Source organism: Mesorhizobium sp. B2-5-3, from assembly GCF_006441005.1.
Classification (GTDB): Bacteria; Pseudomonadota; Alphaproteobacteria; order Rhizobiales; family Rhizobiaceae; genus Mesorhizobium.
Map to the genome: position 1 here is coordinate 66,575 of NZ_VFUS01000003.1, position 24,438 is coordinate 91,012.

The 24,438-nt window shown below is 64.6% G+C and carries 25 protein-coding genes; 17 read left to right on the top strand and 8 right to left on the bottom strand.

Annotated elements, in window-relative coordinates; genetic code table 11:
* Positions 1-116 precede the first annotated feature (116 nt).
* Positions 117-794, top strand: coding sequence for a hypothetical protein (locus tag FJ867_RS07720; RefSeq protein WP_140494227.1), 678 nt, complete (start codon positions 117-119; stop codon positions 792-794).
* Between the two features lie 43 nt (positions 795-837).
* Here FJ867_RS07720 and FJ867_RS07725 read toward each other — a convergent pair whose 3' ends face one another.
* Complete coding sequence (locus FJ867_RS07725; protein WP_140495017.1) at positions 838-1,287, bottom strand: nucleoside deaminase; 450 nt, start codon at positions 1,285-1,287, stop codon at positions 838-840.
* Positions 1,288-1,469: 182 nt separating this feature from the next.
* Here FJ867_RS07725 and FJ867_RS07730 point away from each other — a divergent pair, with 182 nt between their 5' ends.
* From FJ867_RS07730 to FJ867_RS07750, 5 genes are all read left to right on the top strand, one after another.
* Positions 1,470-3,527: a pseudouridine synthase gene (locus tag FJ867_RS07730; protein WP_140624604.1), complete on the top strand. Its 2,058-nt coding sequence runs from the start codon at positions 1,470-1,472 to the stop codon at positions 3,525-3,527.
* Positions 3,524-4,078 (top strand): 16S rRNA (guanine(966)-N(2))-methyltransferase RsmD, encoded by a 555-nt coding sequence (rsmD, locus tag FJ867_RS07735; RefSeq protein ID WP_140624605.1) that lies wholly within the window; start codon positions 3,524-3,526, stop codon positions 4,076-4,078. Before FJ867_RS07730 ends, rsmD begins: the two co-directional genes overlap by 4 nt.
* Positions 4,079-4,218: 140 nt before the next feature.
* Entirely contained in the window at positions 4,219-5,601 is a 1,383-nt protein-coding gene (locus FJ867_RS07740) for a pitrilysin family protein (protein WP_140817001.1), read from the top strand.
* 2 nt (positions 5,602-5,603) lie between these two features.
* Entirely contained in the window at positions 5,604-6,980 is a 1,377-nt protein-coding gene (locus FJ867_RS07745; RefSeq protein WP_181167395.1) for a pitrilysin family protein, read from the top strand.
* On the top strand, positions 6,977-7,846 hold the full coding sequence (locus tag FJ867_RS07750) for a patatin-like phospholipase family protein (protein ID WP_140494217.1): 870 nt from the start codon (positions 6,977-6,979) through the stop codon (positions 7,844-7,846). Before FJ867_RS07745 ends, FJ867_RS07750 begins: the two co-directional genes overlap by 4 nt.
* A gap of 97 nt (positions 7,847-7,943) precedes the next feature.
* Here FJ867_RS07750 and FJ867_RS07755 read toward each other — a convergent pair whose 3' ends face one another.
* The gene (locus FJ867_RS07755) at positions 7,944-8,486 is read right to left on the bottom strand and encodes a dihydrofolate reductase family protein (RefSeq protein WP_140624607.1); all 543 of its coding nucleotides are present in this window, start codon (positions 8,484-8,486) and stop codon (positions 7,944-7,946) included.
* 171 nt (positions 8,487-8,657) lie between these two features.
* Between FJ867_RS07755 and FJ867_RS07760 the strand changes: the two genes are divergently transcribed.
* On the top strand, positions 8,658-9,557 hold the full coding sequence (locus tag FJ867_RS07760) for an HNH endonuclease (RefSeq protein ID WP_140624608.1): 900 nt from the start codon (positions 8,658-8,660) through the stop codon (positions 9,555-9,557).
* A gap of 37 nt (positions 9,558-9,594) precedes the next feature.
* Here the strand turns inward: FJ867_RS07760 and efp are convergent, their stop codons facing one another.
* A complete protein-coding gene (gene efp / locus FJ867_RS07765) occupies positions 9,595-10,164 on the bottom strand; it encodes an elongation factor P (protein WP_140494213.1) in 570 nt (189 codons plus the stop codon).
* Positions 10,165-10,287: 123 nt separating this feature from the next.
* Between efp and epmA the strand changes: the two genes are divergently transcribed.
* Entirely contained in the window at positions 10,288-11,334 is a 1,047-nt protein-coding gene (gene epmA, locus FJ867_RS07770) for an EF-P lysine aminoacylase EpmA (protein ID WP_140624609.1), read from the top strand.
* 26 nt (positions 11,335-11,360) lie between these two features.
* Here epmA and FJ867_RS07775 read toward each other — a convergent pair whose 3' ends face one another.
* Positions 11,361-11,777 carry a VOC family protein gene (locus FJ867_RS07775; RefSeq protein ID WP_140494209.1) on the bottom strand — a complete coding sequence of 139 codons (417 nt, stop codon included), beginning with the start codon at positions 11,775-11,777 and terminating at the stop codon, positions 11,361-11,363.
* A gap of 157 nt (positions 11,778-11,934) precedes the next feature.
* Here FJ867_RS07775 and FJ867_RS07780 point away from each other — a divergent pair, with 157 nt between their 5' ends.
* From FJ867_RS07780 to lpxK, 6 genes are all read left to right on the top strand, one after another.
* Positions 11,935-13,278 (top strand): TldD/PmbA family protein, encoded by a 1,344-nt coding sequence (locus FJ867_RS07780; RefSeq protein WP_140557090.1) that lies wholly within the window; start codon positions 11,935-11,937, stop codon positions 13,276-13,278.
* Positions 13,265-14,068, top strand: a complete 804-nt coding sequence (locus FJ867_RS07785; protein WP_140728237.1) for a 3'(2'),5'-bisphosphate nucleotidase CysQ — start codon at positions 13,265-13,267, stop codon at positions 14,066-14,068. Before FJ867_RS07780 ends, FJ867_RS07785 begins: the two co-directional genes overlap by 14 nt.
* A gap of 76 nt (positions 14,069-14,144) precedes the next feature.
* Complete coding sequence (locus tag FJ867_RS07790; RefSeq protein WP_140494203.1) at positions 14,145-14,390, top strand: DUF4170 domain-containing protein; 246 nt, start codon at positions 14,145-14,147, stop codon at positions 14,388-14,390.
* A 5-nt stretch (positions 14,391-14,395) separates the two neighbouring features.
* Positions 14,396-15,187 carry a lysophospholipid acyltransferase family protein gene (locus FJ867_RS07795; RefSeq protein ID WP_140521674.1) on the top strand — a complete coding sequence of 264 codons (792 nt, stop codon included), beginning with the start codon at positions 14,396-14,398 and terminating at the stop codon, positions 15,185-15,187.
* Positions 15,184-16,500 (top strand): lipid IV(A) 3-deoxy-D-manno-octulosonic acid transferase, encoded by a 1,317-nt coding sequence (waaA, locus tag FJ867_RS07800; protein ID WP_140494199.1) that lies wholly within the window; start codon positions 15,184-15,186, stop codon positions 16,498-16,500. Before FJ867_RS07795 ends, waaA begins: the two co-directional genes overlap by 4 nt.
* Before the next feature lies 1 nt (position 16,501).
* A complete protein-coding gene (lpxK, locus tag FJ867_RS07805; protein ID WP_140515566.1) occupies positions 16,502-17,533 on the top strand; it encodes a tetraacyldisaccharide 4'-kinase in 1,032 nt (343 codons plus the stop codon).
* Positions 17,534-17,625: 92 nt separating this feature from the next.
* Here the strand turns inward: lpxK and FJ867_RS07810 are convergent, their stop codons facing one another.
* Complete coding sequence (locus FJ867_RS07810) at positions 17,626-17,859, bottom strand: DUF2093 domain-containing protein (protein WP_140494196.1); 234 nt, start codon at positions 17,857-17,859, stop codon at positions 17,626-17,628.
* A gap of 172 nt (positions 17,860-18,031) precedes the next feature.
* On the opposite strand from FJ867_RS07810, the gene FJ867_RS07815 reads away from it, so the two are divergent.
* Positions 18,032-18,574 (top strand): hypothetical protein, encoded by a 543-nt coding sequence (locus tag FJ867_RS07815; protein WP_246675024.1) that lies wholly within the window; start codon positions 18,032-18,034, stop codon positions 18,572-18,574.
* Between the two features lie 116 nt (positions 18,575-18,690).
* On the opposite strand, the gene FJ867_RS07820 is transcribed toward FJ867_RS07815, so the two are convergent.
* The gene (locus tag FJ867_RS07820; RefSeq protein WP_140656191.1) at positions 18,691-19,617 is read right to left on the bottom strand and encodes a LysR substrate-binding domain-containing protein; all 927 of its coding nucleotides are present in this window, start codon (positions 19,615-19,617) and stop codon (positions 18,691-18,693) included.
* A 93-nt stretch (positions 19,618-19,710) separates the two neighbouring features.
* On the opposite strand from FJ867_RS07820, the gene FJ867_RS07825 reads away from it, so the two are divergent.
* On the top strand, positions 19,711-20,604 hold the full coding sequence (locus FJ867_RS07825; protein WP_140656188.1) for a DMT family transporter: 894 nt from the start codon (positions 19,711-19,713) through the stop codon (positions 20,602-20,604).
* Between the two features lie 135 nt (positions 20,605-20,739).
* Positions 20,740-21,483 (top strand): hypothetical protein, encoded by a 744-nt coding sequence (locus FJ867_RS07830; RefSeq protein WP_140761687.1) that lies wholly within the window; start codon positions 20,740-20,742, stop codon positions 21,481-21,483.
* Positions 21,484-21,514: 31 nt separating this feature from the next.
* On the opposite strand, the gene mutL is transcribed toward FJ867_RS07830, so the two are convergent.
* Both mutL and FJ867_RS07840 read right to left on the bottom strand, forming a co-directional pair.
* Entirely contained in the window at positions 21,515-23,392 is a 1,878-nt protein-coding gene (gene mutL, locus FJ867_RS07835) for a DNA mismatch repair endonuclease MutL (protein ID WP_140817003.1), read from the bottom strand.
* Between the two features lie 67 nt (positions 23,393-23,459).
* Positions 23,460-24,362, bottom strand: coding sequence for a LysR substrate-binding domain-containing protein (locus tag FJ867_RS07840; protein ID WP_140515572.1), 903 nt, complete (start codon positions 24,360-24,362; stop codon positions 23,460-23,462).
* Between the last annotated feature and the right edge of the window lie 76 nt (positions 24,363-24,438).

The following is a 24,438-nucleotide window of genomic DNA, read 5'->3' on the forward strand; positions in this document are numbered from 1 at the left end:
CGCGAAACTCCGGAAGACAAATTGTCGCCGGATTTTCGTCGCAAGTGCTTGGACACGGGGACCGGACCTTGGGGCCGGCGGCGATCGAGAGGCTGTCTAGAGTGGGACTTTTTGGCATGACCGAGAGATTTAATGCGCGCCTCGCGCTGTTGGCGCCGCTTGTCGCATCGGGGCTCGCTCTGTCCGGATGTGTCGGTTCTCCGACCTACGGCACCGACAAGACCGCCGGCGAACAATTGGCCGGCGATCTCACGGGCGCTTTTTCGTTCGCGCCGAAGCGCAAGGAACACATCGATTACAAGCCGCGTCCGACCCTGGTGAAGCCGGCGCCTGGTCAGAAGGAAGCGCTGCCGGCGCCACAGGATAGCATCGAGACCGCAAGCGCCGAATGGCCAGAATCGCCCGAGCAGCGCCGTGCCCGCCTGCGCGCCGACGCCACCGCACACCAGGATGATCCGTCCTACCAGTCGCAGATCGTCGACGACGTGCAGACGGATCCCGCCTCGGTGAAGAAGGCGATGGAGGAATCCGGATCGAGTCACCCGCCGCGTTGGACGCCTGCCGATTCCGACAAGGGCCGCGCCGCCGATATCCAGCGCCGCCTTGCCGAAAGCAAGCAGGGCGATCCGAATACCCGCAAATATCTGAGCGAGCCGCCCCTTGCCTATCGCGTCGCATCCGGCACGGCGCCGCAAAACGAACTCGGCGAAGACGAGTACAAAAAGGAACGCCGCCTGAAGAGAGAGGCGGAAGGCAAGAAGGGCGGCTGGTTCGACTGGCTGCCGTCCCTGTAAAAAGCGGGGCGCATTTGCTTTGCTGACGGGTATCGCACCCCGTTCAGTCGCGGCGTTCCCGAAAGAAATCCTTCAGCAGCAGGGCCGATTCGGCCTCCGCGATGCCCGCATAGATGTCAGGCGTGTGATGGCAGGTCGGCGAAGCGAAGAAGCGCACGCCGTTGACCACCGCGCCGCCCTTTTCGTCCGCGGCGCCAAAGTAGAGCCGGCGCAACCTGGCGAAGGAGATGGCGCCGGCGCACATGGCGCAAGGCTCCAGCGTCACATAGAGATCGTGTCCGGAGAGCCGCTCGCTCGACAGCCTTCGGCAGGCTTCGCGGATGGCCAGCATCTCGGCATGGGCCGTCGGATCGGCAAGCTCCCGGGTGCGGTTGCCGGCACTGGCAATGACCGTGCCGGCGCTGGCGATGACGGCGCCGACCGGCACTTCGCCGCGCGAGGCTGCCGCTTGCGCCTCCTCCAGCGCCAGCGCCATGAAATCGGGCCGCTTCACGCGGGTTTCCATTCCGATTATCTCCTCGCCACTCGACGGTGATCCTGTTATTGAGCGCATAACCTCGAAAATCGGGTACGGTTTTCGGAAATGATCATGCGCCAAATCAAAAATGCTACAGCGTTCGTTGCGCGCCCGAAAGGATGCGCCACGCTGTAGCAGCGCAAACGGACAAAGGCCACATGGACGACAACGACAAGAAAACTCCGCGCCAGAAGGGTCCGGGCAAAAGCGGTCCGAAACCGGCGGGCGCGCGTGGGCGCGATGCCGGCAAAGGCGGCAAGCCAGCCTTCGGCGCCAAGAAACCGTTTGCCAAGCGTGGCGACGGCGGCAAGCCCTTCGAAAAGCACGAAGGGCCGCGCAAACCCTACGCGCCGCGCGGTGAGCGGCCGATGGCCGCCGATGGCGAACGGCCCCAGAAGCGTGAGTACAAGCCGCGCGAAGGCGGCGAAGGCGGGCGCCCGGAGCGGCCCTTCAACAAGGGTCCGCGTCCGCAAGGCAAGCCTTATGAAAACCGCGAAGGCCCGCGGAAGCCCTACGCACCGCGTGGCGAGCGTCCAATGGCCGCCGATGGCGAACGGCCACAGAAGCGTGAGTACAAGCCGCGCGAGGGCGGGGAAGGCGGGCGCTCGGAGCGGCCCTTCAACAAGGGTCCGCGTCCGCAAGGCAAGCCTTATGAAAACCGCGAAGGCCCGCGCAAGCCGTATGCACCGCGCGGCGAGCGGCCAATGGCGGCTGAAGGTGCGACGGGTGAAAGACGCTTCGATCGTCCTAAGCGTGATTTTGCCGATCGGCCCAAGCCCGACTTCTCTGACCGTCCGAAGCGCGATTTCGCAGACCGTCCGAAGCGCGATTTCGCTGCCGACCGGCCGCAAGGCGGTTTCAAGTCCCGTCCGCGTCCTGCGGAGGCGCCCGAGGAAGCCGGCGAGCGGATCGCCAAGCGGCTGGCTCGCGCCGGGCTTGCCTCGCGCCGCGACGCCGAGGAGTTGATCGCGGCCGGCCGCGTCAAGGTCAACGGCCGGGTTCTGTCTTCGCCGGCTTTCAATGTGATGCCGGGCGACATCATCCATCTCGACGGCATGGAGATCCCGCCGATCGAGCGCACTCGGCTGTTCCTGTTCCACAAGCCTGCCGGTGTCGTGACCACCAACCGCGACCCCGAGGGCCGCAAGACCGTCTTCGACGTGCTGCCGGCTGAATTGCCCCGGCTGATGACCATCGGCCGGCTCGACATCAACACCGAAGGCCTGCTGCTGCTGACCAATGATGGCGGCCTGTCTCGCGTGCTCGAACTGCCGGCCACCGGCTGGCTGCGCCGTTACCGGGTGCGCGTCCATGGCAAGGTCGAGGAAAGTGCGCTTGCGGGTTTGCGCGAAGGCATTGCCGTGGACGGCGTCTTCTATGGCGCCATCGAGGCGAGCCTCGATCGCGAGCAAGGCTCGAACGCCTGGCTGACGATCGGCTTGCGCGAGGGCAAAAACCGCGAGGTCAAGAACATTCTCGGCGCGCTCGGCCTCGACGTGACGCGGCTGATCCGCATCTCCTACGGCCCGTTCCAGCTCGACGAGCTCCCCGAAGGCCATGTGCTGGAGATCAAGGGCAAGGTGTTGCGCGATCAGCTCGGCGAACGCCTGATAGAGGAATCCGGTGCCAATTTCGATGCCGAGATAACAAAGCCGTTTTCCAACTTGCCGGTGCGGCGGTTCGAGCCGCGGCGTGAGGAGGCCGAGCGGCCGAGATTTTCGCGCGAGGGTGACCACCGGCCGATCGGCGAGGGCGGCCTGATCAAGAACCGCAAGCGCCGCGAAGGCAGCCGTGACGAGGCGCTGGGCAAACTGTCGACCAGCCCCGACAGAGGCGCGAGGCCGGAAAAAAGCTTTGGCGACCGCGGCCCGAGACCCGAACGCGGTAGCTTCGGCGACAAGCCGCGCGGTGGTTTTGGCGGCAAACCGGGCGGCAAGAAATCCGAGCGCGAGCAGCGGCCGATCGAGCCGCCCGGCCAGCGCAAGGCCAATGTCTGGATGGCGCCGGGCGCGCGCCCAATCGGCAAGGGCAGGGCGGAGGCGGATGCTGCCAAAGCCGCTGAGGCCAAGGCCCGTAAGGCGTCTTTCAAGCCGGCCTATGGCAAGCCCGGCGGCAAGCCGGGCGGCCCCAAGCCGTTCGGCAAGCCGCGTGGCGAACGTCCGGGCGGCGGCGGCGAGCGGCCGCGCGGCGGTTTCAAGGGTCCAAGGGCGAAATGAGGATCGTCGGCGGCGAGTTTCGCGGGCGCCCGCTGGCGACGCCCCGCGGCAGCGCCATCCGCCCCACCACTGACCGCACCCGCGAGGCTGTTTTCAATGTGCTGGCGCATCGCTTTGCCGATCGGTTGCAGGGCGCGCGCGTGCTCGACCTGTTCGCAGGCACGGGCGCTCTCGGGCTCGAGGCGCTGTCGCGCGGCGCGTCCTATGGCGTCTTCATCGAGGAGTCGGCCGAAGGCCGCGGCCTGATCCGCGACAATGTCGAGGCCTTCGGCCTGACCGGCCGCACCAAGATATTCCGGCGCGATGCGACGGCTCTGGGCGAGGCCGGCACGCTGGCGCCGTTCGACCTCGTTTTCGCCGATCCACCTTACGGCAAGGGTCTTGGCGAACGCGCGCTGAGGTCGGCCAAGCAAGGCGGCTGGCTGCGTCCCGGCGCGCTGTGCGTGGTCGAGGAGGCAGCGGCGGCGCCTTTCGAGCCGGGACCGGGATTTTCAGTTGTCGACGAGCGCCACTATGGCGAGACGCTGATCCGGCTTGTCGAGGCCGCCTGAGTTAAGCTTCATTTGCGGGCGAAGATGGAATGCGAGCCCTCTTCCCAGGGGAGCAGGTCGTGCCATGCCAGTAATCAACAATTCACTTTCACAACATCGGCTCGCCGCCTATCGTCCGTCATGAGAAACCGGAGCCATTGATGACATTTCAGGCTGAATGGCTGCGCAAGACGCTCTTGGCCACATCGCTGGCTTTGGTCATTGCCGGACTGGCCCCGGCGACCTTCGCCGCCGACAAGCGGCCGGCCGAGTTCAAGGTAACGGATTTTCTGCTCGACAATGGCATGGAAGTGGTCGTCATTCCCGACCATCGCTCACCGATCGTCACCCATATGGTGTGGTATAAGGTGGGCAGCGCCGACGAGCCGCCAGGCAAATCCGGCATCGCCCATTTCTTCGAGCATCTGATGTTCAAGGCGACGGCCAATCGCGCCGCCGGCGAGTTCGACCGCGCCGTCTCCGACATAGGCGGCTCCAACAATGCCTTCACCTCCTACGACTACACCGCCTTCCACGAGACGGTGGCGCCGTCGGCGCTCGAGCTGATGATGAGCTTCGAGGCCGACCGCATGCGCAACCTCATCCTCACCGACGATGTCATCAAGACCGAGCGCGACGTCATCCTGGAGGAGCGCCGTTCGCGCATCGACAACAGTCCCGAGGCGGTGCTCGAAGAGGAACTCGACGCCACGCTGTGGCAGAACCAGCCCTACCGAATTCCGGTCATTGGCTGGATGCAGGAGATGGAGCAGTTGAACCGCACCGACGCCATCGCCTTCTACAACAAATACTACCAGCCCAACAACGCGATGCTGATCGTGGCCGGTGACGTCGAGCCCGACACGGTCAAGGCTCTGGCCGAGAAAACCTACGGCAAGATCGCGCGCGGGCCCGACCTGCCGCCGCGCGTCCGCCCGGTCGAGCCGGAGCAGAACACCAGGCGCACGGTGACGCTGTCCGACGCCCGCGTCAGCGTGCCGAATTTCTCCACCCAATGGGTGGTGCCGTCCTACCACACGGCCAAGCCCGGCGAAGCCGAGGCGCTCGACCTGCTGGCGGAAATACTGGGCGGCGGCAACCGCAGCCGGCTGTATCAGGCGCTGGTGGTCAGGCAAGGCATCGCTTCCAACGCCGGGGCCTATTTCCAGGGCACCATGCTGGACGACACCAACTTCACCGTCTATGGCACGCCGCGCGGCGACGCCAGGCTCGTCGATGTCGAGGCGGCCGTCGACGCGGAGGTCGTGCGCATCGCCAGGGAAGGCGTCACCGTCAAGGAGCTGGACAAGGCCAAGGACCGCTATGTCCGCTCGATGGTTTTCGCCCGCGACAAACAGGATTCGATGGCCAATATCTATGGCGCCGAGCTTGCCACCGGCGGCAATGTGCAGGACATCGAGCAATGGCCGGAGCGCATCCGCAACATCACTCCCGGCGAGATCAAGGCCGTCGCCGCGCGCTATCTGGTGCTGGCCCGGTCGACGACCGGCTATCTCTTGCCGCAGCAACAGGCGGGGAATTGATGATGAAGAGCGAGCAACACGGCTCTTTCCCGTCTCCCAAACGGGGAGAAGGGAGGGCACGCGCAGCGCTTGTCACTTTGCTCCTTTCCATCTTCTTCCTGGTCCTGCCGGCGCTTGCCGCCCGCGCCATGGACATCCAGCAGGTCACCTCGCCCAAGGGCGTCACCGCCTGGCTGGTCGAAGACTATTCGGTGCCGATGGTGGCCATCCGTTTCGTCTTTGGGGGCGGCTCGACGCAGGATCCGCCGGGCAAGGAAGGGCTGGCCAATCTGATGACCGGTCTGTTCGACGAAGGCGCAGGCCCTCTGGACAGCGACGCCTTCCAGGTGAAGCTCGACGACGCCGGCGCCGAGATGAGCTTCGAGGAGACCCGCGACGGCATCTACGGTTCCATGCGCATGTTGGCCGAGCAGCGCGACGAGGCGTTCGACCTGCTGCGGCTGGCGGTCAACGAGCCGCGTTTCGACCAGGCGCCGATCGATCGCATCGGCGCTCAGATCCTGTCCGGCATCATCGCCGGAGAGAACGACCCCGACACGATCGCGCAGGACAGATGGGCGCGCGCGCTCTATGGCGATCATCCTTATTCGCGCTCCGATCAGGGCACCAGGCAGAGCATCGCCGCCATCACGCGGGACGATCTGAAGGCGCTGCACAAGGCGGTCTTCGCGCGGAGCGGGCTGCATGTCGCGGTGGTCGGCGCCATCGACCCGGAAACGCTGAAGAAGAAACTGGACATGGTGTTCGGCGGGCTGCCGCAGAACCAGGCGCTCGCGCCGGTTGCCGACGTCGAGCCGAATCTGGCGCGGCATATCGAGGTCGACTACGACCTGCCGCAGACCTCGCTTCAGCTTGCCTGGCCTGGCGTGAAGCGCAAGGCGGCGGATTTCTTCCCTGCGGTTCTGATGAACGAGATTCTCGGCGGCGGCACCTTCACCTCGCGCCTGTTCCAGGAGGTGCGCGAGAAGCGCGGGCTGGCCTACAGCGTCAATTCCTCGCTGATCAACCAGGACCATGCCGACGCGCTGATCGTCACCACCGGCACACGATCGGACCGGGCCGCCGAAACCCTTGGCATCGTGCGGGACGTGGTCAAGCGGCTTGCCGAGGACGGCCCGACCGACGCGGAACTGGCGGCGACCAAGAAATACATGATCGGCGCCTACGCCATCAACAACCTGGATTCCTCCAGCGCCATCGCCGCGACCCTGGTCGAGCTGCAGCTCGACGACCTCGGCGTCGATTACATTCAGCGCCGCACCGGCCTCATCAACGCGGTGACACTCGACCAGGTCAAGGCCGCGGCGAAGAAGCTTTTGTCGGCCGAGCCGACCATCATGGTCGTCGGACCGCCCTTGGCCGGAGCCAATAAGGGATGAGCCTCACCTTCGGCATCGCCTTTGGCGGCGGCGGCGCGCGCGGTCTGGCGCACATCCATGTCATCGAGGCGCTGGACGAACTGGGCATCAGGCCGGTCGCAATCGCCGGCTCGTCGATCGGCGCCATCATGGGCGCCGGCATGGCCTCCGGCATGACCGGCAAGGACATCCACGATTATGCCCGCTCGATCCTCGGCCGTCGCGCCGAGGTGGCGAGCCGCATGTGGCGGGCGCGGCCCGGCACCATCGCCGAGGCCATGCAGGCCGGCATCCGCGTCAGCCAGTTCAATGTCGAACGCATCCTCAAGGCATTCCTGCCCGAAGCCATTCCCGAAACCTTCGCCGAGCTGAAAATCCCGCTGAAGGTGACGGCGACGGACTATTTCGGCCACAAGCTGGCCGTGTTCGCCGAAGGCGACCTGCATTCGGCGCTCGCGGCGTCAGCGGCCATTCCTGCCGTGTTCCGCCCGGTGATGCGCGACGGCCGGCTGCTGATCGATGGCGGCATCTACAACCCCGTGCCCTTCGACCTTATCGAGGATGATGCCGACATCATCATCGGCGTCGACGTGGTCGGCGCGCCGGAAGAGGCCGACCACAGGCGGCCGACCTCCGTCGACCTGATGTTCGGCGCCACTCAATTGATGATGCAGTCGATCATCGCCAACAAGCTGAAGCAGTGCCAGCCCGACATCCTGATCCGCCCGGCGGTGTCCAAATACCGCGTGCTCGACTTCCTCAAGATCGAGGTCCTGATGACCGAGACGGCGGATATCAAGGACCAGCTGAAGCGCGAGGTGGAGAGGGTTGTGGAGGCTAGGGAAAGTGCTGCTGTCGAGCAAAGACGGGGAAAGCAGACCGGGTGACGCGAGGTCCACACGTTGCCTCACGTCACCGCTATAGTTTTGATCCCGAAAGCCAGGCGCCCTCCAGTCCTCTCTGGAAGAAGGGCACTCTAACCGATTACGATTTCGCCAGCACCGGCGCATACTCCAGCGCCACCACCCCATTGCTGAATGGCTTGGCGGAAATCAACTCAAGCGACACCGGATCGCCGGCCGGAAACAGCTTTTTGCCTTGGCCAACGGTGCCGGGGTAGCTCAGCAGCCTGACGCGGTCGACCAGACCATGGCGCAACAGTTCCTGTGCGACGCTGAGGCTGCCATGCACATAGATGTTGCCGCCGCTACCTAGCTTCAGTGTCCTGACCGCCTCCGGCAGCGGCCCCCTGAGCAGCTCGGCCGGTTTCCAGTCGAGCACCTTCAAACTGCTGGACGCGACGTATTTCGGCAGCGCGTTGAACCGGTCGGCGAAGTCTCCGGTTTCGCTCGGCCACGAGCCGGCGAAAATCTCGTAGGTTGTGCGTCCCAAAAGCATGGCGCCGCTGTCAGCCAGCTCGTCCTCCTTGAACCTGTTCATCTCGTCGTTCCAGGTCACGCCAGGCAGTTTCTCGACTTCGGCGATGCCATCGACGCTGATGAATTCGGTGACGATAAGCTTTCTCATTGGCGTTCTCCTTCTTCACCCAAAGGACGAACTGCGCGAGCCATTTGCGACAGCTCTGTAAAAATCCGGGGAAGTTTATCGGAGAGGGGAGTTTCTCAAGGTAGAGTAAGCTCCCAAGATCGAGTTTTGGTGCTACATCTCCACGGGTATCCCCCAAGCTGCAGGAAGATAATGGGATTCGGGGTCTTCATTCACCGGTCAGATTCGATCTACGATGACAGTCCCGCTGAGCGATATCAGTTTCCTAGCCAGTATCTGCGTCGTGTGGAAGCATGCGTCGGTGACTGGATCATCTACTACGAACCTAGCAAAGTAGACGATACCCGTGGCTATTTCGCCGTAGCCAAGGTCCAGCAGGTTCTCCCAGATCCAGTAGCGCTTGGTATGTATCTGGCTCTGATTGAGCCGGGAACCTACCTCGATTTGGCCACTCCTGTTCCCTTCAATGGGACGGATGGTCTCGTTGAACGCGGCCTGCTTAACGACCAAGGAAGGATTTCTGGTCGCGCCCAATCGGCCGTCCGACCAATCAGTCCAAGCGACTTCAATCGCATTATCGATCTGGGCTTTGACGACCATGAGCCGTTGCTGCCACGTGTGGATCAGATCGGCATTTCATCCGGGTTTCAGGACGAAAAGGCTCCATTCCAGTTCGAGGAGGGCCGTAGTCGTGTAAGCTATATCGGATCGCGAATTGTGCGGGATCGCATTTTTCGTCGCGTTGTCTTGCGCGCCTATGACGAGCGTTGCGCGATCTCAGGTCTCAAGTTGATAAATGGCGGCGGCCGGGCGGAAGTTTCTGCCGCCCACATTCGACCGGTTGAAAAGAACGGACCCGACATCGTCAACAATGGCATCGCGCTATCCGGCACAGCGCATTGGATGTTCGATCGCGGATTGATCAGCCTGTCCGATGATCTGGAAATACTGGTATCAAGGCAGGTTAACGACCTGGAGAGTGTGCAGGGATTCATAAACAGGAGCCGCCGCGCGCTTCCACCCCGTCGGCAGGTCGAGCGCCCACATCCTCGCTTCCTGCAATGGCATCGCGAACACTGTTTCAAACAGTGAGGCGGCGCTGGCTTCCGGGTAGACGTAAGAGTTCGCCTCAGTCCTTCGCGCGCTCCACATAGGACCCATCGGCCGTCATCACCACCACGCGGGTGCCTGGCGCGATATGCGGCGGCACGGCGGTGCGCACGCCGTTGGAGAGCAGGGCGGGCTTGTAGGAAGAGGACGCCGTCTGGCCCTTGGTCGTGGGCTCGGTCTCGACCACTTCGAAGGTGGCCCGCTGCGGCAGCACCAGGGAGATGGCGATGCCGTTGAACTGCGAGACCTGAACCGGCATGCCTTCCTGCAAATAGGGGGCGGCATCGCCGACGACGGCTTCCGACACCGCCACCTGGTCGTAAGTCTCGGGGTTCATGAAGTGATAGCCTTCGCCGTCGGCGTAGAGGAAGGTGTGCTCGCGCTCCTCGACATAGGCGCGCTCCACCTGTTCGGTGGTGCGGTAGCGTTCCGAAACCTTCACCCCGTCGCCGATGCGGCGCATGTCGAGCTGCGTCACGGGCGTGCCCTTGCCTGGGTGGATGTTTTCGGCAAAGAGGATCACATAAAGCTTGCCGTCCTTGTCGACGACATTGCCTTTGCGGAGCGAACTGGCGATGACTTTCACCACGGTTTTTTATCCTGCGAGAGTTGACGGGCGTTTGCCGGCTTGCGCGGCGCTGGATGGGGGCCTAGCGCATCTCGGCGCGAACCGCCAGCCCCCAACGCGAACCAGCGCGCCTTCAAACCGCCCATGACCGCCGCTTCGCCCTGGTGGACGCCGCATGTGCATGCCGATCGCCGTTCGCGCCTGATGCTGCGCAACGGCCTTGCCGCCGCCTTGCGCGACTGGTTCGCCCGTCGCGATTTCATCGAGGTGCAGGCATCGGCCCTGCAGATATCGCCCGGCAACGAGGCGCATCTGGCGGCCTTCGCAACCGAGGCGGTCGCGCCGGACGGGCAGCGCAAGCCGCTCTATCTGCACACGTCGCCGGAATTCGCCTGCAAGAAGCTGCTCGCTGCCGGCGAGACCAGGATCTTCAGCTTCGGCCCGGTCTATCGCAACCGCGAGCGTGGCCCTTTGCACCATCCCGAATTCACCATGCTCGAATGGTACAGGGTCGGCGAAGCCTATGAGAGCCTGATGCGGGATTGCGCGGATCTGCTGGCGCTGGCCGCGACAAGGGCAGGGGCCACGCGCTTCAGCTTTCGCGGCCGCGACTGCGATCCTTTCGCGGAGCCGGAGCGGCTGACGGTGGCGGACGCCTTCGCGCGCCATGCCGGGATCGATCTGCTTGCGACGGTCAGCGCCGACGGCATCACCGACCGCGATTCGCTCCATCAGGCCCTGATCGGTGCCGGCCTGCGTACCGCGCCCGACGACGGCTGGGCCGACCTGTTCAGCCGGGTGATGGTGGAGAAGATCGAGCCCAATCTCGGTATCGGCCGCGCGACCATCCTTTGCGAGTACCCGGTCGCCGAGGCGGCTCTGGCGCGACCGAGCCCACGCGACCCCCGCGTCGCCGAGCGCTTCGAGCTCTATTGCTGCGGCGTCGAACTTGCCAACGGCTTCGGCGAGTTGACGGACGCCGAGGAGCAGCGCCGGCGCTTCATCATGGAAATGGACGAGAAAGAGCGCGTCTATGGCGAGCGCTATCCGCTGGACGAGGATTTTCTCGCGGCACTCGCGGTCATGCCACAGGCCAGCGGCATCGCGCTCGGCTTCGACAGGCTGGCGATGCTGGCCACGGGCGCGCAAAAAATCGAGGATGTGATCTGGACGCCTGTTGCCGGGTCCTGAGTCCGCGCGCCACGGCTTGCACCATGTCAATGCGCGAAAATCTGCTCCAGCGAACGAAAGCCCTTGAATTCCAGCGCGTTGCCCGAGGGATCGCGGATGAACAGCGTCGCCTGTTCGCCGGGCTCTCCCTTGAAGCGGATCATCGGCCGCTCCAGCCAGTCTATGTCGGCGCGTGCTTCCAGCCGCGCGGCAAGCCGCTGCCAGTCATCCATCAAAAGCACGGCGCCGAAATGCGGGATCGGCACCGCCATGCCGTCGACCTTGCCGTCGCTGGCAGCCGGCGCGGCCGGTGGCCGCAGATGCGCCGACATCTGGTGGCCGAACAGGTCGAAATCGACCCAGGTCTCCGAAGAGCGGCCGATGGCGCAACCCAGCACCTCGCCATAGAAAGCGCGTGTTTCATCGAGATCACGGACCGGGAAGGCAAGATGGAAAGGCGTCATTGGAAATGCTCCGTGCTGGCGATGCGGTGCCGCGCTTCGCGATGGGCGGCTGAACCGATGCATTTTGATTGAAGCTTGTGCCATTGCACAAGCCGGACCGGAACAATAGATGGGGGACGGCGGCTCTCGGGCCAGCCGCAACAGCAGGATCACGCGCATGAGCGATATATCGGACGCATCAAGATTGACCGACCGCGTCGCGGCCCTGGTCGAGGCTGCCAAAAAAGCTGGCGCCGATGCCGCGGATGCCGTCGCGGTGCGTGGCCGCTCGACCGGTGTGTCGGTGCGGCTGGGCAAGGTCGAAAACACCGAGGCCTCGGAAGGCGACGACGTTTCGCTGCGTGTCTTTGTCGGCCAGCGGGTGGCAAGTGTTTCCGCTACTGCCGCGTCCGACCCGAAGGCGCTTGCCGAACGTGCCGTCGCCATGGCCATGGTCTCTCCCGAAGATCCCAACCAGGGCCTCGCGGATCCGGCGCTGCTGGCCAGGCAGACGCGCGATCTCGACCTGTTCGATGCAACAGAAGTATCGGCCGACCAGTTGAAGGAAGCGGCACTGGCCGCGGAAGCGGCGGCTCTGGCCGTCAAAGGCGTGACCAATTCGGCGGGCAGCAATGCCAGCGCCGGGCTCGGAGGGCTGGTATTGGCCACCTCGCACGGCTTCCTCGGCCATTATGTCGCCTCGCGCTTCTCGCGCTCCACGAGCGTCATCGCCGGCGAGGGTACCGGCATGGAGCGCGATTATGAATTCTCCTCGCGCCAGCATTTTGCCGACCTGGATGCGCCGGAAGACATAGGCCGCAAGGCCGGGGAACGCGCCGTGCGCCGGCTCGGCGCGCGCAAGGCCGCGACCGGACCGGTCGACGTGGTGTTCGATCCGCGCGTGGCGCGCGGCATTGCCGGCCATCTCGCGGGCGCCATCAACGGCGCTGCCGTCGCGCGCAAGACGTCGTTCCTGCGCGACATGATGGGCAAAAAGGTGGCTGCATCGGCCATTACCGTCACCGACGAGCCGCTGAGGCGGCGCGGCCAGGCCTCGCGTCCGTTCGACGGCGAAGGCGTCGAAGGCGACAAGCTTTTCATGGTCGAGAACGGCGTGCTCAACCACTGGTTCCTGTCCACCTCGGCGGCGCGGGAACTGGGTCTCGTCACCAATGGACGCGGTTCGCGCAGCGGTTCCTCTGTCTCGCCGTCTTCGACCAATCTTGCCATCGAGCCGGGTGAGCGCTCGCCAGAAGAACTGATTGCGTCACTCAAGACCGGCTTCTACGTCACCGAGGTGTTCGGGCAAGGTGTCGACATGGTGACCGGCGAATACAGCCGCGGCGCTTCGGGGTTCTGGATCGACAACGGCCAGCTTGCCTATCCCGTGGCCGAAGTCACGATCGCCTCCAACCTGAAGACGATGTTCCTCAACATGGTGCCGGCAAGCGACCTCGATCGCAATTTCGGCACCGCTGCCCCCACGCTGCTGATCGAAGGCATGACCCTTGCCGGAGCATGATCTGACCACGACCGGCGCCACGGAGGATCTGCCGCTGCTGCGCGATGCTGCCCGCGAGGCGGGTGCCATCGCGATGCGCTACTTCGGCAACAGTCCGCAAGTCTGGATGAAAGGCGGCACGTCGCCGGTCAGCGAGGCCGATCACGCCGCCGATGCGTATTTGCGCCAGACCCTGCTTGCGGCGCGACCGGATTATGGCTGGCTCTCCGAGGAGACGGTCGACGATCCAGTGCGGCTTTCGGCGCGCCGAACCTTTGTCGTCGATCCGATCGACGGCACCCGCGGCTTCCTGGAAGGCCAGCGCACCTGGTGTGTCAGCGTCGCCGTCGTGGAGCATGGCCGTTCGCTTGCCGGCGTGCTCGAGTGTTCGGCGCTTAACGAGACTTACTGGGCGCTGCCTGGTCAGGGCGCCTTCCGTAACGGCAGGCGCATCGCGGTGCGCCAGCCCGGCGACAAGGCCGAAATTTCCGGATTGAAGCAGTTGCTCGACAGGATACCGGCCGGCTGGCAGGAACGGCTGAAGCGGGCGCCCTACAGCCCTTCGCTTGCCTATCGCCTGGCAATGATCGCCAACGGCACGCTCGATGCCACTTTCGTAAAGCCGAACGCGCACGACTGGGATATCGCCGCCGCCGACCTTATCCTGCGCGAGGCGGGCGGCCAGTTGCTCGACCCGCATGGCCGCGCGCCGCTCTATGCCGGCGAGGTGACCCGCCACGGCGCGCTCGCCGCCGGCAGCGGTGAACTGCTGGCGGTGCTCGTGGGCGTCATTGCCGGACTGGATGATTGAAAGCATTATCGAAGGTTCCAAAGTCGGCGGCTTTGGTCTAGACCTGTCACAAACTCACAATATGTGAAGGACCGAAATGGCCGCGGAAGACGGAAAGAAACAGCTTTTGCACCTGGTGTTCGGCGGCGAACTGAAGAAGCTTGGCGGCACCGAATTCCGCGATCTTGACGCGCTCGACATCGTCGGCATCTATCCCGACTATCAATCCGCCCATACGGCATGGAAAGCCAAGGCGCAGGCCAGCGTGGACAATGCCCATATGCGTTATTTCGTCGTGCACCTGCATCGGCTCCTGGACCCCGACCACAAGGCTGTCGGTTGACTTCGATGGATAATGATCTGGCGAAAGCGCCGCCCGGCCAGGCTACGCCGACGGGCAGGGGCCGCAGCCGCGCCACCAAGGCTTTCTGGCGCAGGATCCGCAAGCCGCTGGCGCAGTCGCGATTCGTCAAGAACATCATCGTCGGCCTGCTGGCGCAGTTCGTTCGGCTGGTGCGCCTGACCAACCGCGTCGTCGACGGATCGGCGAAATTGACCGGCGGTGCCTATGCCCAATTCGAGCCCGGCATCATTGCGCTCTGGCACGGCCAGCATCTGTTGACGCCGGCCTACTACCCCAAGGGCAGGCCGCTCGTCGCCATGGTGTCGCGCAGTGCCGATGCCGAACTCAACGCCCTGATGATCGAGAGATTCGGCATCGAGGCCGTACGCGGCTCCGGCGGGCGCGATAATGCCAAACATCTCGACAAGGGCGGCGCCAAGGCGCTGATCGCCCTGAAAAAGTCGCTCGTCGCCGGCAAGAACGTCGCCATGATCGCTGACATCCCCCATGGCACGCCGCGCGATGCGGGGCTTGGCATCGTGCTCCTGGCGCGGCTCTCCGGCCGGCCGATCCTGCCGGCGGCCATTGCCACCAGCCGCCGCAAGGTGCTGGAGAAGAGCTGGGACAAGACGACCATCAACCTGCCGTTCGGCCGCTCGTCCATCATCATCGGTACACCGGTTTTCGTGCCGGCCAATGCCGATGACGCCGAGATGGAGCGCAAGCGCCTCGAAGTGACGGCCTCGCTCAATGCCGCGACCGCCGAGGCCTACCGTCTCGTGGATGCCCCGCGATGAGCGGTCGCTGGGCGCGTACCATGCTGACGGCATATCGTTTGGCGGGCGCTGTCGCCTATCCGCTGGTCGGACCCTATGTTGCCTGGCGCACCTCGCGCGGCAAGGAAGACCGCAACCGCCGCCGCGAACGCTACGGCGTCGCCGGCCGGCCTCGCCCCGATGGGCCTGTTATCTGGATCCACGCCGCGAGCGTCGGCGAAACCATAGCTGTCGTTCCCCTGGTCGAGAGCATACTCGACTACGGCGTCAATATCGTGCTGACGACCGGCACCGTAACGTCGGCCAAGGTCGCCGACGAGAGATTGGGCGACCGCATCATCCACCAGTATGTGCCGCTCGACCTCAAGCCGGCGGTCAGCCGTTTCCTCGACCACTGGAAGCCGGATCTGGCGATCATCGCCGAATCGGAGATCTGGCCGATGACGATTCTCGAGCTTGGCGCCCGCCACGTGCCGCAGGTTCTGGTCAATGGCAGGCTGTCCGACCGCTCTTTCACGTCCTGGAAGAAGCGCCCCAACATCGCCGAGGCGCTGTTCGAGAACCTTGCCCATGTCGTTGCCCAGTCCGATGTCGACGGCGAGCGTTTCCGCGCGCTCGGCGCCCGGCCGGTAACCGTTTCCGGCAATCTCAAGGTCGACACCAACCCGCCGCCCGTCGACGAACGGGCGCTGGCCACCTTGCAGCGGCAGATTGGCGGCCGTCCGACCTGGGCGGCGATCTCGACCCATGACGGCGAGGAAGTTGTTGCCGCCGAGGTTCATGCGATGCTGCACAAGCGTCACCACGGCCTGCTGACGATCGTCGTCCCGCGCCATCCCGACCGCGCCGGGGCCCTGGCCGAGCAGATTTCCGGCATGGGCCTCAAGGTCGCGCGGCGCAGCAAGGCCGACAGGATCGGGCCCGACGTTGACATCTTGCTCGGCGATACGATCGGCGAGATGGGGCTCTATCTCAGGATGACCGAGATCGCCTTTGTCGGCCGTTCGCTCACCTCCGAAGGCGGCCAGAACCCGCTCGAGCCAGCGATGCTCGAGACGGCGGTCCTTGCCGGACGCAACGTGCAGAATTTCCGCGAGGCCTACCAGCGCCTGCTCGACAGCGGCGGCGCCAAGCTGGTGCGCGACCGCGACATGCTGGCCGGTGCGGTCAACTTCCTGCTCACCAACGAAGTCGCACGCCATGAGATGATGGCGGCCGGCGCCGCGACCGTCGATGAGATGCGCGGCGCGCTGGCGCGCACGCTGAAGTCGCTTGAGCCCTACATCCAGCCACTGGTCGTCAAGGCGCGCCTGAAGGGCGCGAACGGGCGCTAAAATGGCCTCCGAAGCACCGCCATTCTGGTGGGAGGAGCCGGACTGGCGCGTTTTCGCGCTGTCGCCGCTGTCGGCAGCCTATGCATTTGTCGCCGGACGTGGCATGCGGCGGGCCAGGCGCGAGAAGATCGAAGCGCCGGTTCTGTGCATCGGCAATTTCACCGTCGGCGGAACGGGCAAGACGCCGGTGGCGATCGCCATGGCCGAACACGCCAGGCGCATGCGGCTCAAACCCGGTTTCCTCTCGCGCGGCCATGGGGGCTCCTTCGCCGAGCCGCATGTCGTCGACATCAAACACGACAGCGCCAGGCATGTCGGTGACGAGCCGCTGCTGCTGGCCGAACACGCGCCCGTGGCAGTGACGCCGCACCGCGCTGCCGGAGCACGGCTGCTCATGGAAAACCATGGCTGCGATTTCCTGATCATGGATGACGGTTTCCAGAGCGCGCGCATCCATATCGACTATGCGCTGGTCGTCGTCGACGCGCGCTACGGCATTGGCAACGGCCGTGTCATCCCGGGCGGACCGCTCAGGGCCAGGGTCGTCGATCAGCTGGTCTTCACCAGCGGGTTGCTGAAGATGGGTGACGGCACCGCCGCCGACGCGGTGGTGCGCCAGGCGGCGCGCGCCGGCCGGCCGATCTTCGAGGCTCACACCGAGCCGAGCGGCAAGGAGCGCCTCGCCGGCAAACGTTATCTTGCCTTCGCCGGCATCGGCCACCCCGAGAAATTCTTCGACACGGTAGAGGAGGCCGGCGGCGAGGTGGCTTTGAAGCGGCCGTTTCCGGATCATCATTTCTACGCCGAGGATGAGCTTGCTGAACTGGCGGCCACCGCGCGCGCCGAAGGGCTCGGCCTCATCACCACCGCCAAGGATGCCGCCCGGCTGCGCCACGGCGCTTCGAAGGACTTTCTCGATCGTCTCGACGTGCTGGAAATCGACGCGGTCTTCGAACTCGACCACGTTCCCGAACGTATCATCGAGGAGACGCTCGATGCCTGGCGCCAGCGTAAGCTTAAGCTTAAGGGCTAAGGCGTTCAGCCTTCGATGGAATCGCCGACCCGCTCTGCTTCTTGGTTTTTACGCAACGGCGGACAGAAACGGCTGCGCATTCCGGGATTTGCTCAGCTTCGCTTGCGCAATTCCGGATGCGCCTCGATCTCGCGGCGCAATGAGGCCGCGGCGTTGATGTAGGGCTCCTGCCTCTCAACGCTCCAGTACTTCAGCTCGTCGAGCGGAATGCTTTCGCCGGTCACCGCGCAGCGCACGAACGCGCCCGGGCTCGTCACCTGGAAGTCGCCGTCGAGATAGCGAATACGGGCTTCCTTGCCGCCGGGGCCTTCGAAACGGTTCATCATGCTTTGGTGCCGAGCTTCATGCCGAGTTCATCGCCACAAATTGCCGGCAAGGTCAAGCATGGGACAAGCTCGAGGCAATGCTGATATCCTATTTGATGAGCCGAAGGGTACCATTGGTGGGGACATGATAGACATTTCTTCCGCTCGGCTGGCTTCCTTGCTCAAGGAGGCGATGACGCCGCAGGCGGTGCCGTCGGCGAAACCCGATGCGCTCAAGGCAGCGCTGGTCAAGATGGCCATGCAACCGCCGCTGCCGGCCTTGCGCCCGCAACCGCCCTTGGAAGCGCTGGCGGCCCTGCCGCCCGCGTCGGCCGAGACGTCGCAGCAATTGGCCGCACCGCAGATCGTACGGGCCCATCAGGCGGCGATGGAGCCGGATATGGACACCGCCGGAAAGGCCGTTTCCGAGATTGCGGCGCGCAAGCAGACGTCGCCAGGCGACGAGGCTCAGCGCGGCGTGCCAGTGGCCGTCACAAGAGCCGAAGACGGCGGCGCTGCCCGGCCCGCGCCGCTCTCGTGGCCGGCGTTCGTCTCGCCGCGGGTATCCGTCGTGCAAAAGGCGTCAGCCGACAATGTGGTGCCGGGGGGCATGACCGGCCAGCCAAAGGGAGCCGCACCGGGGAATCGCGAACAAGGCGCGGTCGGCATCGGCCCCATCGCAACGGGCCTGCTGGTTGCCGCGCTCATTGCATTTGTCTGGTTGGCCATTCGCTAAAGCAAGTGTGTACGGTTTTCCCGGGAAAAGCGCGTAGCGCTTTCCCTATGGAATTGCGCAAAACGAAGACATAGAGCGGTTCGCCGTTTCCGTGAAACGGTGAACTGCTCTGAAACCTACGTGTCGGCTTCGATGAAGTGTTCGATCTTTTCCGCCGACACACCGGCCTGCGCCGCGATGCGGCGCGACAGGTCGGCGGCAGCGGCGCGGGGCCTTCCGGCGGGACGATCGAGCCAGTAGGAAACGGGATTGAGCACAACACGATCGTCGACGGCCACGACGCGCCCCGACCGTATCTGGTGTTCGGTGAGCGGCGGGCGCGCCAAGGCGATGCCCAGGCCGTGTGCGGCGGCATCGAGCACCAGATTGTAGTCTTCGAAGCGTCGGTCCTGCGGGCGCGGCCGGTAATCCGTGTCCTGCGCGGCGAACCATGCGCGCCAGCCGGATGCGTCGGAATCGTTGATCAGCGGGAATTTGAGCAGCCGGGCCGGGTCGCCGCAGCCGATCTCCGGCGCGAGGCTCGGCGAGGCGATCGGAAACAGATACTCCTCGAACAACTGCATCGAAACGCGGCCCGGGATGCGGCCGCGTCCGCAGCGCACCGACAGATCGATGCCTTCATCGGCGAGATCGGCCTGGCGGTTATCGACATCCAGCACGATGCGCAGGCGGGTGGGATCATTCTCAAGCGCCGTCATGCGTGGCATCAGCCATAGGCCGCTTACCGAGGGGATCGAGGCCAGCCGCACCACTGCGGTGCCGCGCGGTTCAACCCAGCGGTCCGAATTGACCGAGATCAACGCGAAGGCTTCGGTGGTCCTGAGATGCAGGCGATTGCCTTCGTTCGTCAGCGTCACGCCGCGCGCCCCGCGTTCGAAAACCTTCAGGCCAAGCCAGCCCTCCAGCTTGGCGATCTGCCGGCTGATAGCGCCATGGGTGAGATTGAGCCTCTGCGCGGCTGCCGAAAAACTCCCCGTGCGTGCCGCTGCATCGAAGGCGCGCAGTGTCTCGAGCGGCAAGATGTCGTCTAAGCTGTGATCCATAGTCACAGCTGACCCTCGATTTGGTCGTTTGTCAATTGGTCCGAAAAAGCGTTTTCTCCCCATCGAGAGGCGAAAGAACGGGAGGACGATGAGATGAGGGCGATGACGAGCACGTTGAATCCAGCACAGCGGATGGACACCACCGCGGCCGTAGCGGTGGCGCTGACGGTGATTGGCTGGGCCTCGGCCTTTCCGGCGATCCGGGCTGGTCTCGCCGCGTTCGGGCCGCTCGAACTCGGCGCCCTGCGCTTTGCCATCGCCGCGGTACCTGCGGCGATCTTCCTTGCCGTCAGGCGGCCGACGCTGCCGCGCATAGGCGAGTTGTGGCGCCTGGCCTTTGGCGGCGCCGTTTTCGTCGCGCTCTACACCGCGATGCTCAATTTTGGCGAACTGACGGTTTCGGCCGGCGCCGCCGGCTTCATCATCAATGTCAGCCCGATCTTCACCGCCATCATGGCGATGGCGCTGCTCGGTGAACGATTTTCGACCATGGCCTGGGTCGGCACCGCCATTTCCTTCAGCGGCATCGGCATTATCGCCATGGCCGACGGACAGGGCCTGCATTTCGACACGGGTGCGCTTCTGGTGCTGGGATCGGCGCTCTGTTCGGCCGTCAACACCATCGTCCAGAAGCCGCTGTTCGCCAGCCACCATCCACTGACCATCGCGGCCTCGAACATGGTGCTCGGCGCGCTCTGCCTGGCTCCGTTCCTGCCGGCAGCTTTCTCGCAGGCGGCGGTCGCCGATATGGCGGGGCTGGGCGCGGTCATCTATCTCGGCGTCGTGCCGAGCCTGATCGCCTATGCCGCCTGGGCGACGGCGCTTTCGCGCTTGCCTGCGGCGCGTGCCTCGAACTTCCTTTATCTGGTCTCTCCCATGTCCGCCCTGATCGGCTTCTTCTGGCTGGGCGAAGTCCCGACGCTGCTCGGCCTGCTTGGCGGCGCGCTGGCGCTAGGGGGCGTGATCGTAGTGAATTTGAAACGATAAATCAGAGAGTTGCGGCTGTTTTCCGACTCAAATCCACAAGTCGCGCTGCTTCAACCGGCAACCCCTGTGATACGGGCATAAGGCGCGCTATCCTGATTTGCGCTGATGGAGGGGATCGGGATGGGAAGAGCGTTCGTGGCCGCGTTTTTCTGCTTGCTGCTGCTGAGCCAAAAGGCCGTCGCCGGCTGGTATCACGTGGAGAACTACGAAGGGTCGATAGGGCCCGATCCCGTTCATTTATCGCTTCAGACATATGACAGCTTCGGCAGCGGCATAACGGTCGAGGGGAGCTACTTCTACGACGCCGGGCAGAGTCCGATCGCGCTCTACGGCACGGTCAGCGGCACCAGGCTCTCGCTGTGCGCGATTTCGGACGACCAGGAATTTGAACGCATCATGGTGATGGGATCGAAGACACCAGTCGATACCACGAATTGCCCGCTTTCCCTCGACATCGGCGAAAGCGGTGCGACAGGGACCTGGCGCAAAGGCGCGGACAAATTTCCGGTCACGCTGAAGAAGGTTGCAAGCCTCGACGACACGGGCGAGGCGAAACTCGACGGAACTGTCGAAATTCCCTTTTGGGCTGAAACCGCTGCCGACCGGTTTGCCGGACTTTACACAAACACCGGTTCAGGGATTTGCATGACGAAAATGCAGGTCATCAAGAAGACCAGCGGCAAGGTCGTCCAGCAAATCTCTTTCGATGACGATGGTTGCGATGCGGGCATGCTGATGACGCCTATCTACATGAACGTCCAAAAATGGGTGGAGCACCGTAAGGACATCATCTCCGTGAATTTTCGTGGCGGCGGCAACGGACACACGATGGACTACGTCTTCAATCGTGCCGCTAGAAAATTTCAGCAAAAGAACTGACCGAGGGCATCCGGCCTTGGAGGGCAACACTTTATCGCCGCCCGAACAATCTCTCGATGTCCGCCAGCTTGAGTTCGATATAGGTCGGGCGGCCGTGGTTGCAGGTGCCGGAGCCGGGCGTGGCCTCCATCTGGCGCAGCAGCGCGTTCATCTCCTCGGCCTTGAGCAGGCGGCCGGAACGCACCGAACCATGGCAGGCCATGGTCGCCGCGATTTTGTCCAGCCTTTCCTTCAGCGTGTCGACGGTGTCGTTGTCGGCGATCTCGTCGGCGAGGTCGCGCACCAATTGCTGGACGTTGGTCTCGCCCAGCATCGACGGTGTCTCGCGCACGGCCACGGCGCCCGGCCCGAAACGCTCGATGCCGAGCCCGAAGCGGGCGAGCGTTTCGGAATGCGTGGCGAGCCGTTCGGCATCCTCTTCAGGCAGGTCGACGATCTCCGGCAGAAGCAGCATCTGCGACGGCACGGCGCGCGCGTGCAGCGCGTTCTTCAACGCCTCGTAGACCAGCCGCTCATGCGCGGCATGCTGGTCGACGATGACAAGTGAGTCCCTGGTCTGGGCGACGATGTAGTTCTCATGCACCTGCGCCCGTGCCGCACCGAGCACCGTGCCAAGCAGCGTCTCCGCCGCTTCGCCCTGTCCCGCCCGGGCGTCGGCGCTGGCGATCGGGCCGGCATCGAACGCCGCCTGCTCGTTTTCGCCGAACCCGCCGTTTCGCTCGAATCCTGAACCCTGGAACTCCATGTCGAGTGGCCGTTGCGGCGAGCGTGCGCGGTCGAAACCGGCAGAGCCCGAGGCGCGGTAGGCCGCTTCGTAGCTGCGGTGACCATTGGCCGGGCCGCCATGGGCGTATGACGCCGCTCCCGGCCGGAACGCCGCCATCATGCCGGCGGCACCGGAAGTGGCGGCGCGGATGCCGGCTTCGCCAAGCGCCTGACGGATGGCGCCGACGATCAGCCCGCGCACCAGGCCGGGGTCGCGGAAGCGGACATCGGCCTTGGCTGGGTGGACATTGACGTCGACGATCGCCGGGTCGAGTGTCAGGAAAAGCACCGTGACCGCATGGCGGTCGCGTGGCAGGACGTCGGCGAAGGCGCCTCTGATAGCGCCGGCGATCAGCTTGTCGCGCACTGGCCGGCCATTGACATAGGCATATTGCTGCAGCGCGTTTGCGCGGGTGAAGGACGGGATCGATACATGGCCGGTCAGATGCACGCCTTCGCGCATCGCATCGATGGCAATGGAATTGTCGGGAAACTCGGCCCCCATCACCTGGGCGATGCGGCGCAGGCGTCCGTCCGCGCTGTCATCGGTCGCCGGCAATTCAAGCGTCGAGCGGTCGGAACCGCTGAGCGTGAAGCGAACGGTCGGAAAGGCGATCGCGATGCGCTTGACCACGTCGCTGGTCGCCGAGCTTTCGGCGCGCTCGCCTTTCATGAATTTCAGCCTTGCCGGGGTGGCGAAGAAAAGGTCGCGCACCTCCACTGTGGTGCCGCGATTGGCCGCCGCCGGCCTGACGGGCGAGATCCTGCCGCCCTCGATGCCGATCTCGGCGGCGCTGTCGCTTGCCGCCGTGCGCGAGCGGATCGACAGCCGCGACACCGAGCCGATCGACGGCAGCGCCTCGCCGCGAAAACCGAGCGAGCGGATGTCGTGGATGTCTTCGGCAAGCTTGGAGGTGCAATGGCGTGCGGCTGCCAGCGAAAGCTCCTGTTCGGGGATGCCGAAGCCGTCATCGGTGACACGGATCAGGTTCAACCCGCCGCCTGACGTGACGACCTCGACTTTTCCTGCACCGGCATCAAGCGCGTTCTCGACCAGTTCCTTCACCACGCTTGCCGGACGCTCGATGACTTCGCCGGCGGCGATCTGGTTGATCATCGTTTCGGAAAGCTGGCGTATGGGCATGATGACAGTATAGGCGGATTCGTGCCGAGCGGGCGAGGGTGAAGTACGGTGAAAACAGTGAACGACCTCACGCTTGCGCTGCCAGCCAATCCCGTACCTTGCGGGCATTCTCGCTAAGCTCCCGGTTCCTCGGCCAGATGACATAGAACGCCTTGCCGGTCCTGAGCACATGGTCCGTCACCGGCACCAGCAGTCCCGTCGCCAGCATCCGCTCGGCAAGGTGGCGCCAGCCGAGCGCGATGCCTTGCCCTTCCATGACGCCCTGGATTACCAGCCCGTAGTCGTTGATGCGCAGGCCGCGCGCGGTATCGCCGAGACGGGCGCCGGCCGATTCGAACCACTCATTCCAGCTCGCCGCCTCCCGATAGGGCTCCTCAAGATGGATGAGACGGTGCGTGGCCAGTTCCGCGACCGATTTGGGCAGGCCGAACTTCGCCGCGTAGCTGGTGCCGGCGACGGGAAAGATCTCTTCGTCGGCAAGCGGCAGCGAATGATAGTCCTGCCAGTCCCTCGGTTCGCCGCCGCGCACGGCAAGCGGGATTCCCTCTGCGATGATGTCGAGGTCGCGGTCGGCGGTCTGGATGCGCAGATCAATGCCCGGCAGTTCGTCGCGGAACTGCTGCAGCCGCGGCATCATCCAGAAGGAACCGAAGGCAGTTGAGGCGGCAAGCGTCACGTGGCCGCCGGTCGCCTGCAGGCGCAGATCCTCCGCCGACTTGCGGATGTGGGACAGGCCCAGCGAGACGTCGGCGTGGAAACGCTCGCCGGCCTCCGTCAGGCTGACCTGCCGGTGACGGCGCTGGAACAGCTTGGCGCCGAGCTGTTCCTCCAGCCCGCGCACCGCGTAGGAAACGGCGGCCTGGGTCATGCCGAGCTCTCGCCCGGCGGCGGTGAAGCTCGACAGGCGGCCCGCCGCCTCGAAGACGATCAGGCTGCCGGCCGAGGGAAGGAGGTGGCGCAGGTTTCGCATAAGCAGAGCTTATACAAGAGATCAGGATTTTCCAGCGTCACATTCCTGTTTTGTGCGTCTAGGCTGCGAGGTATAA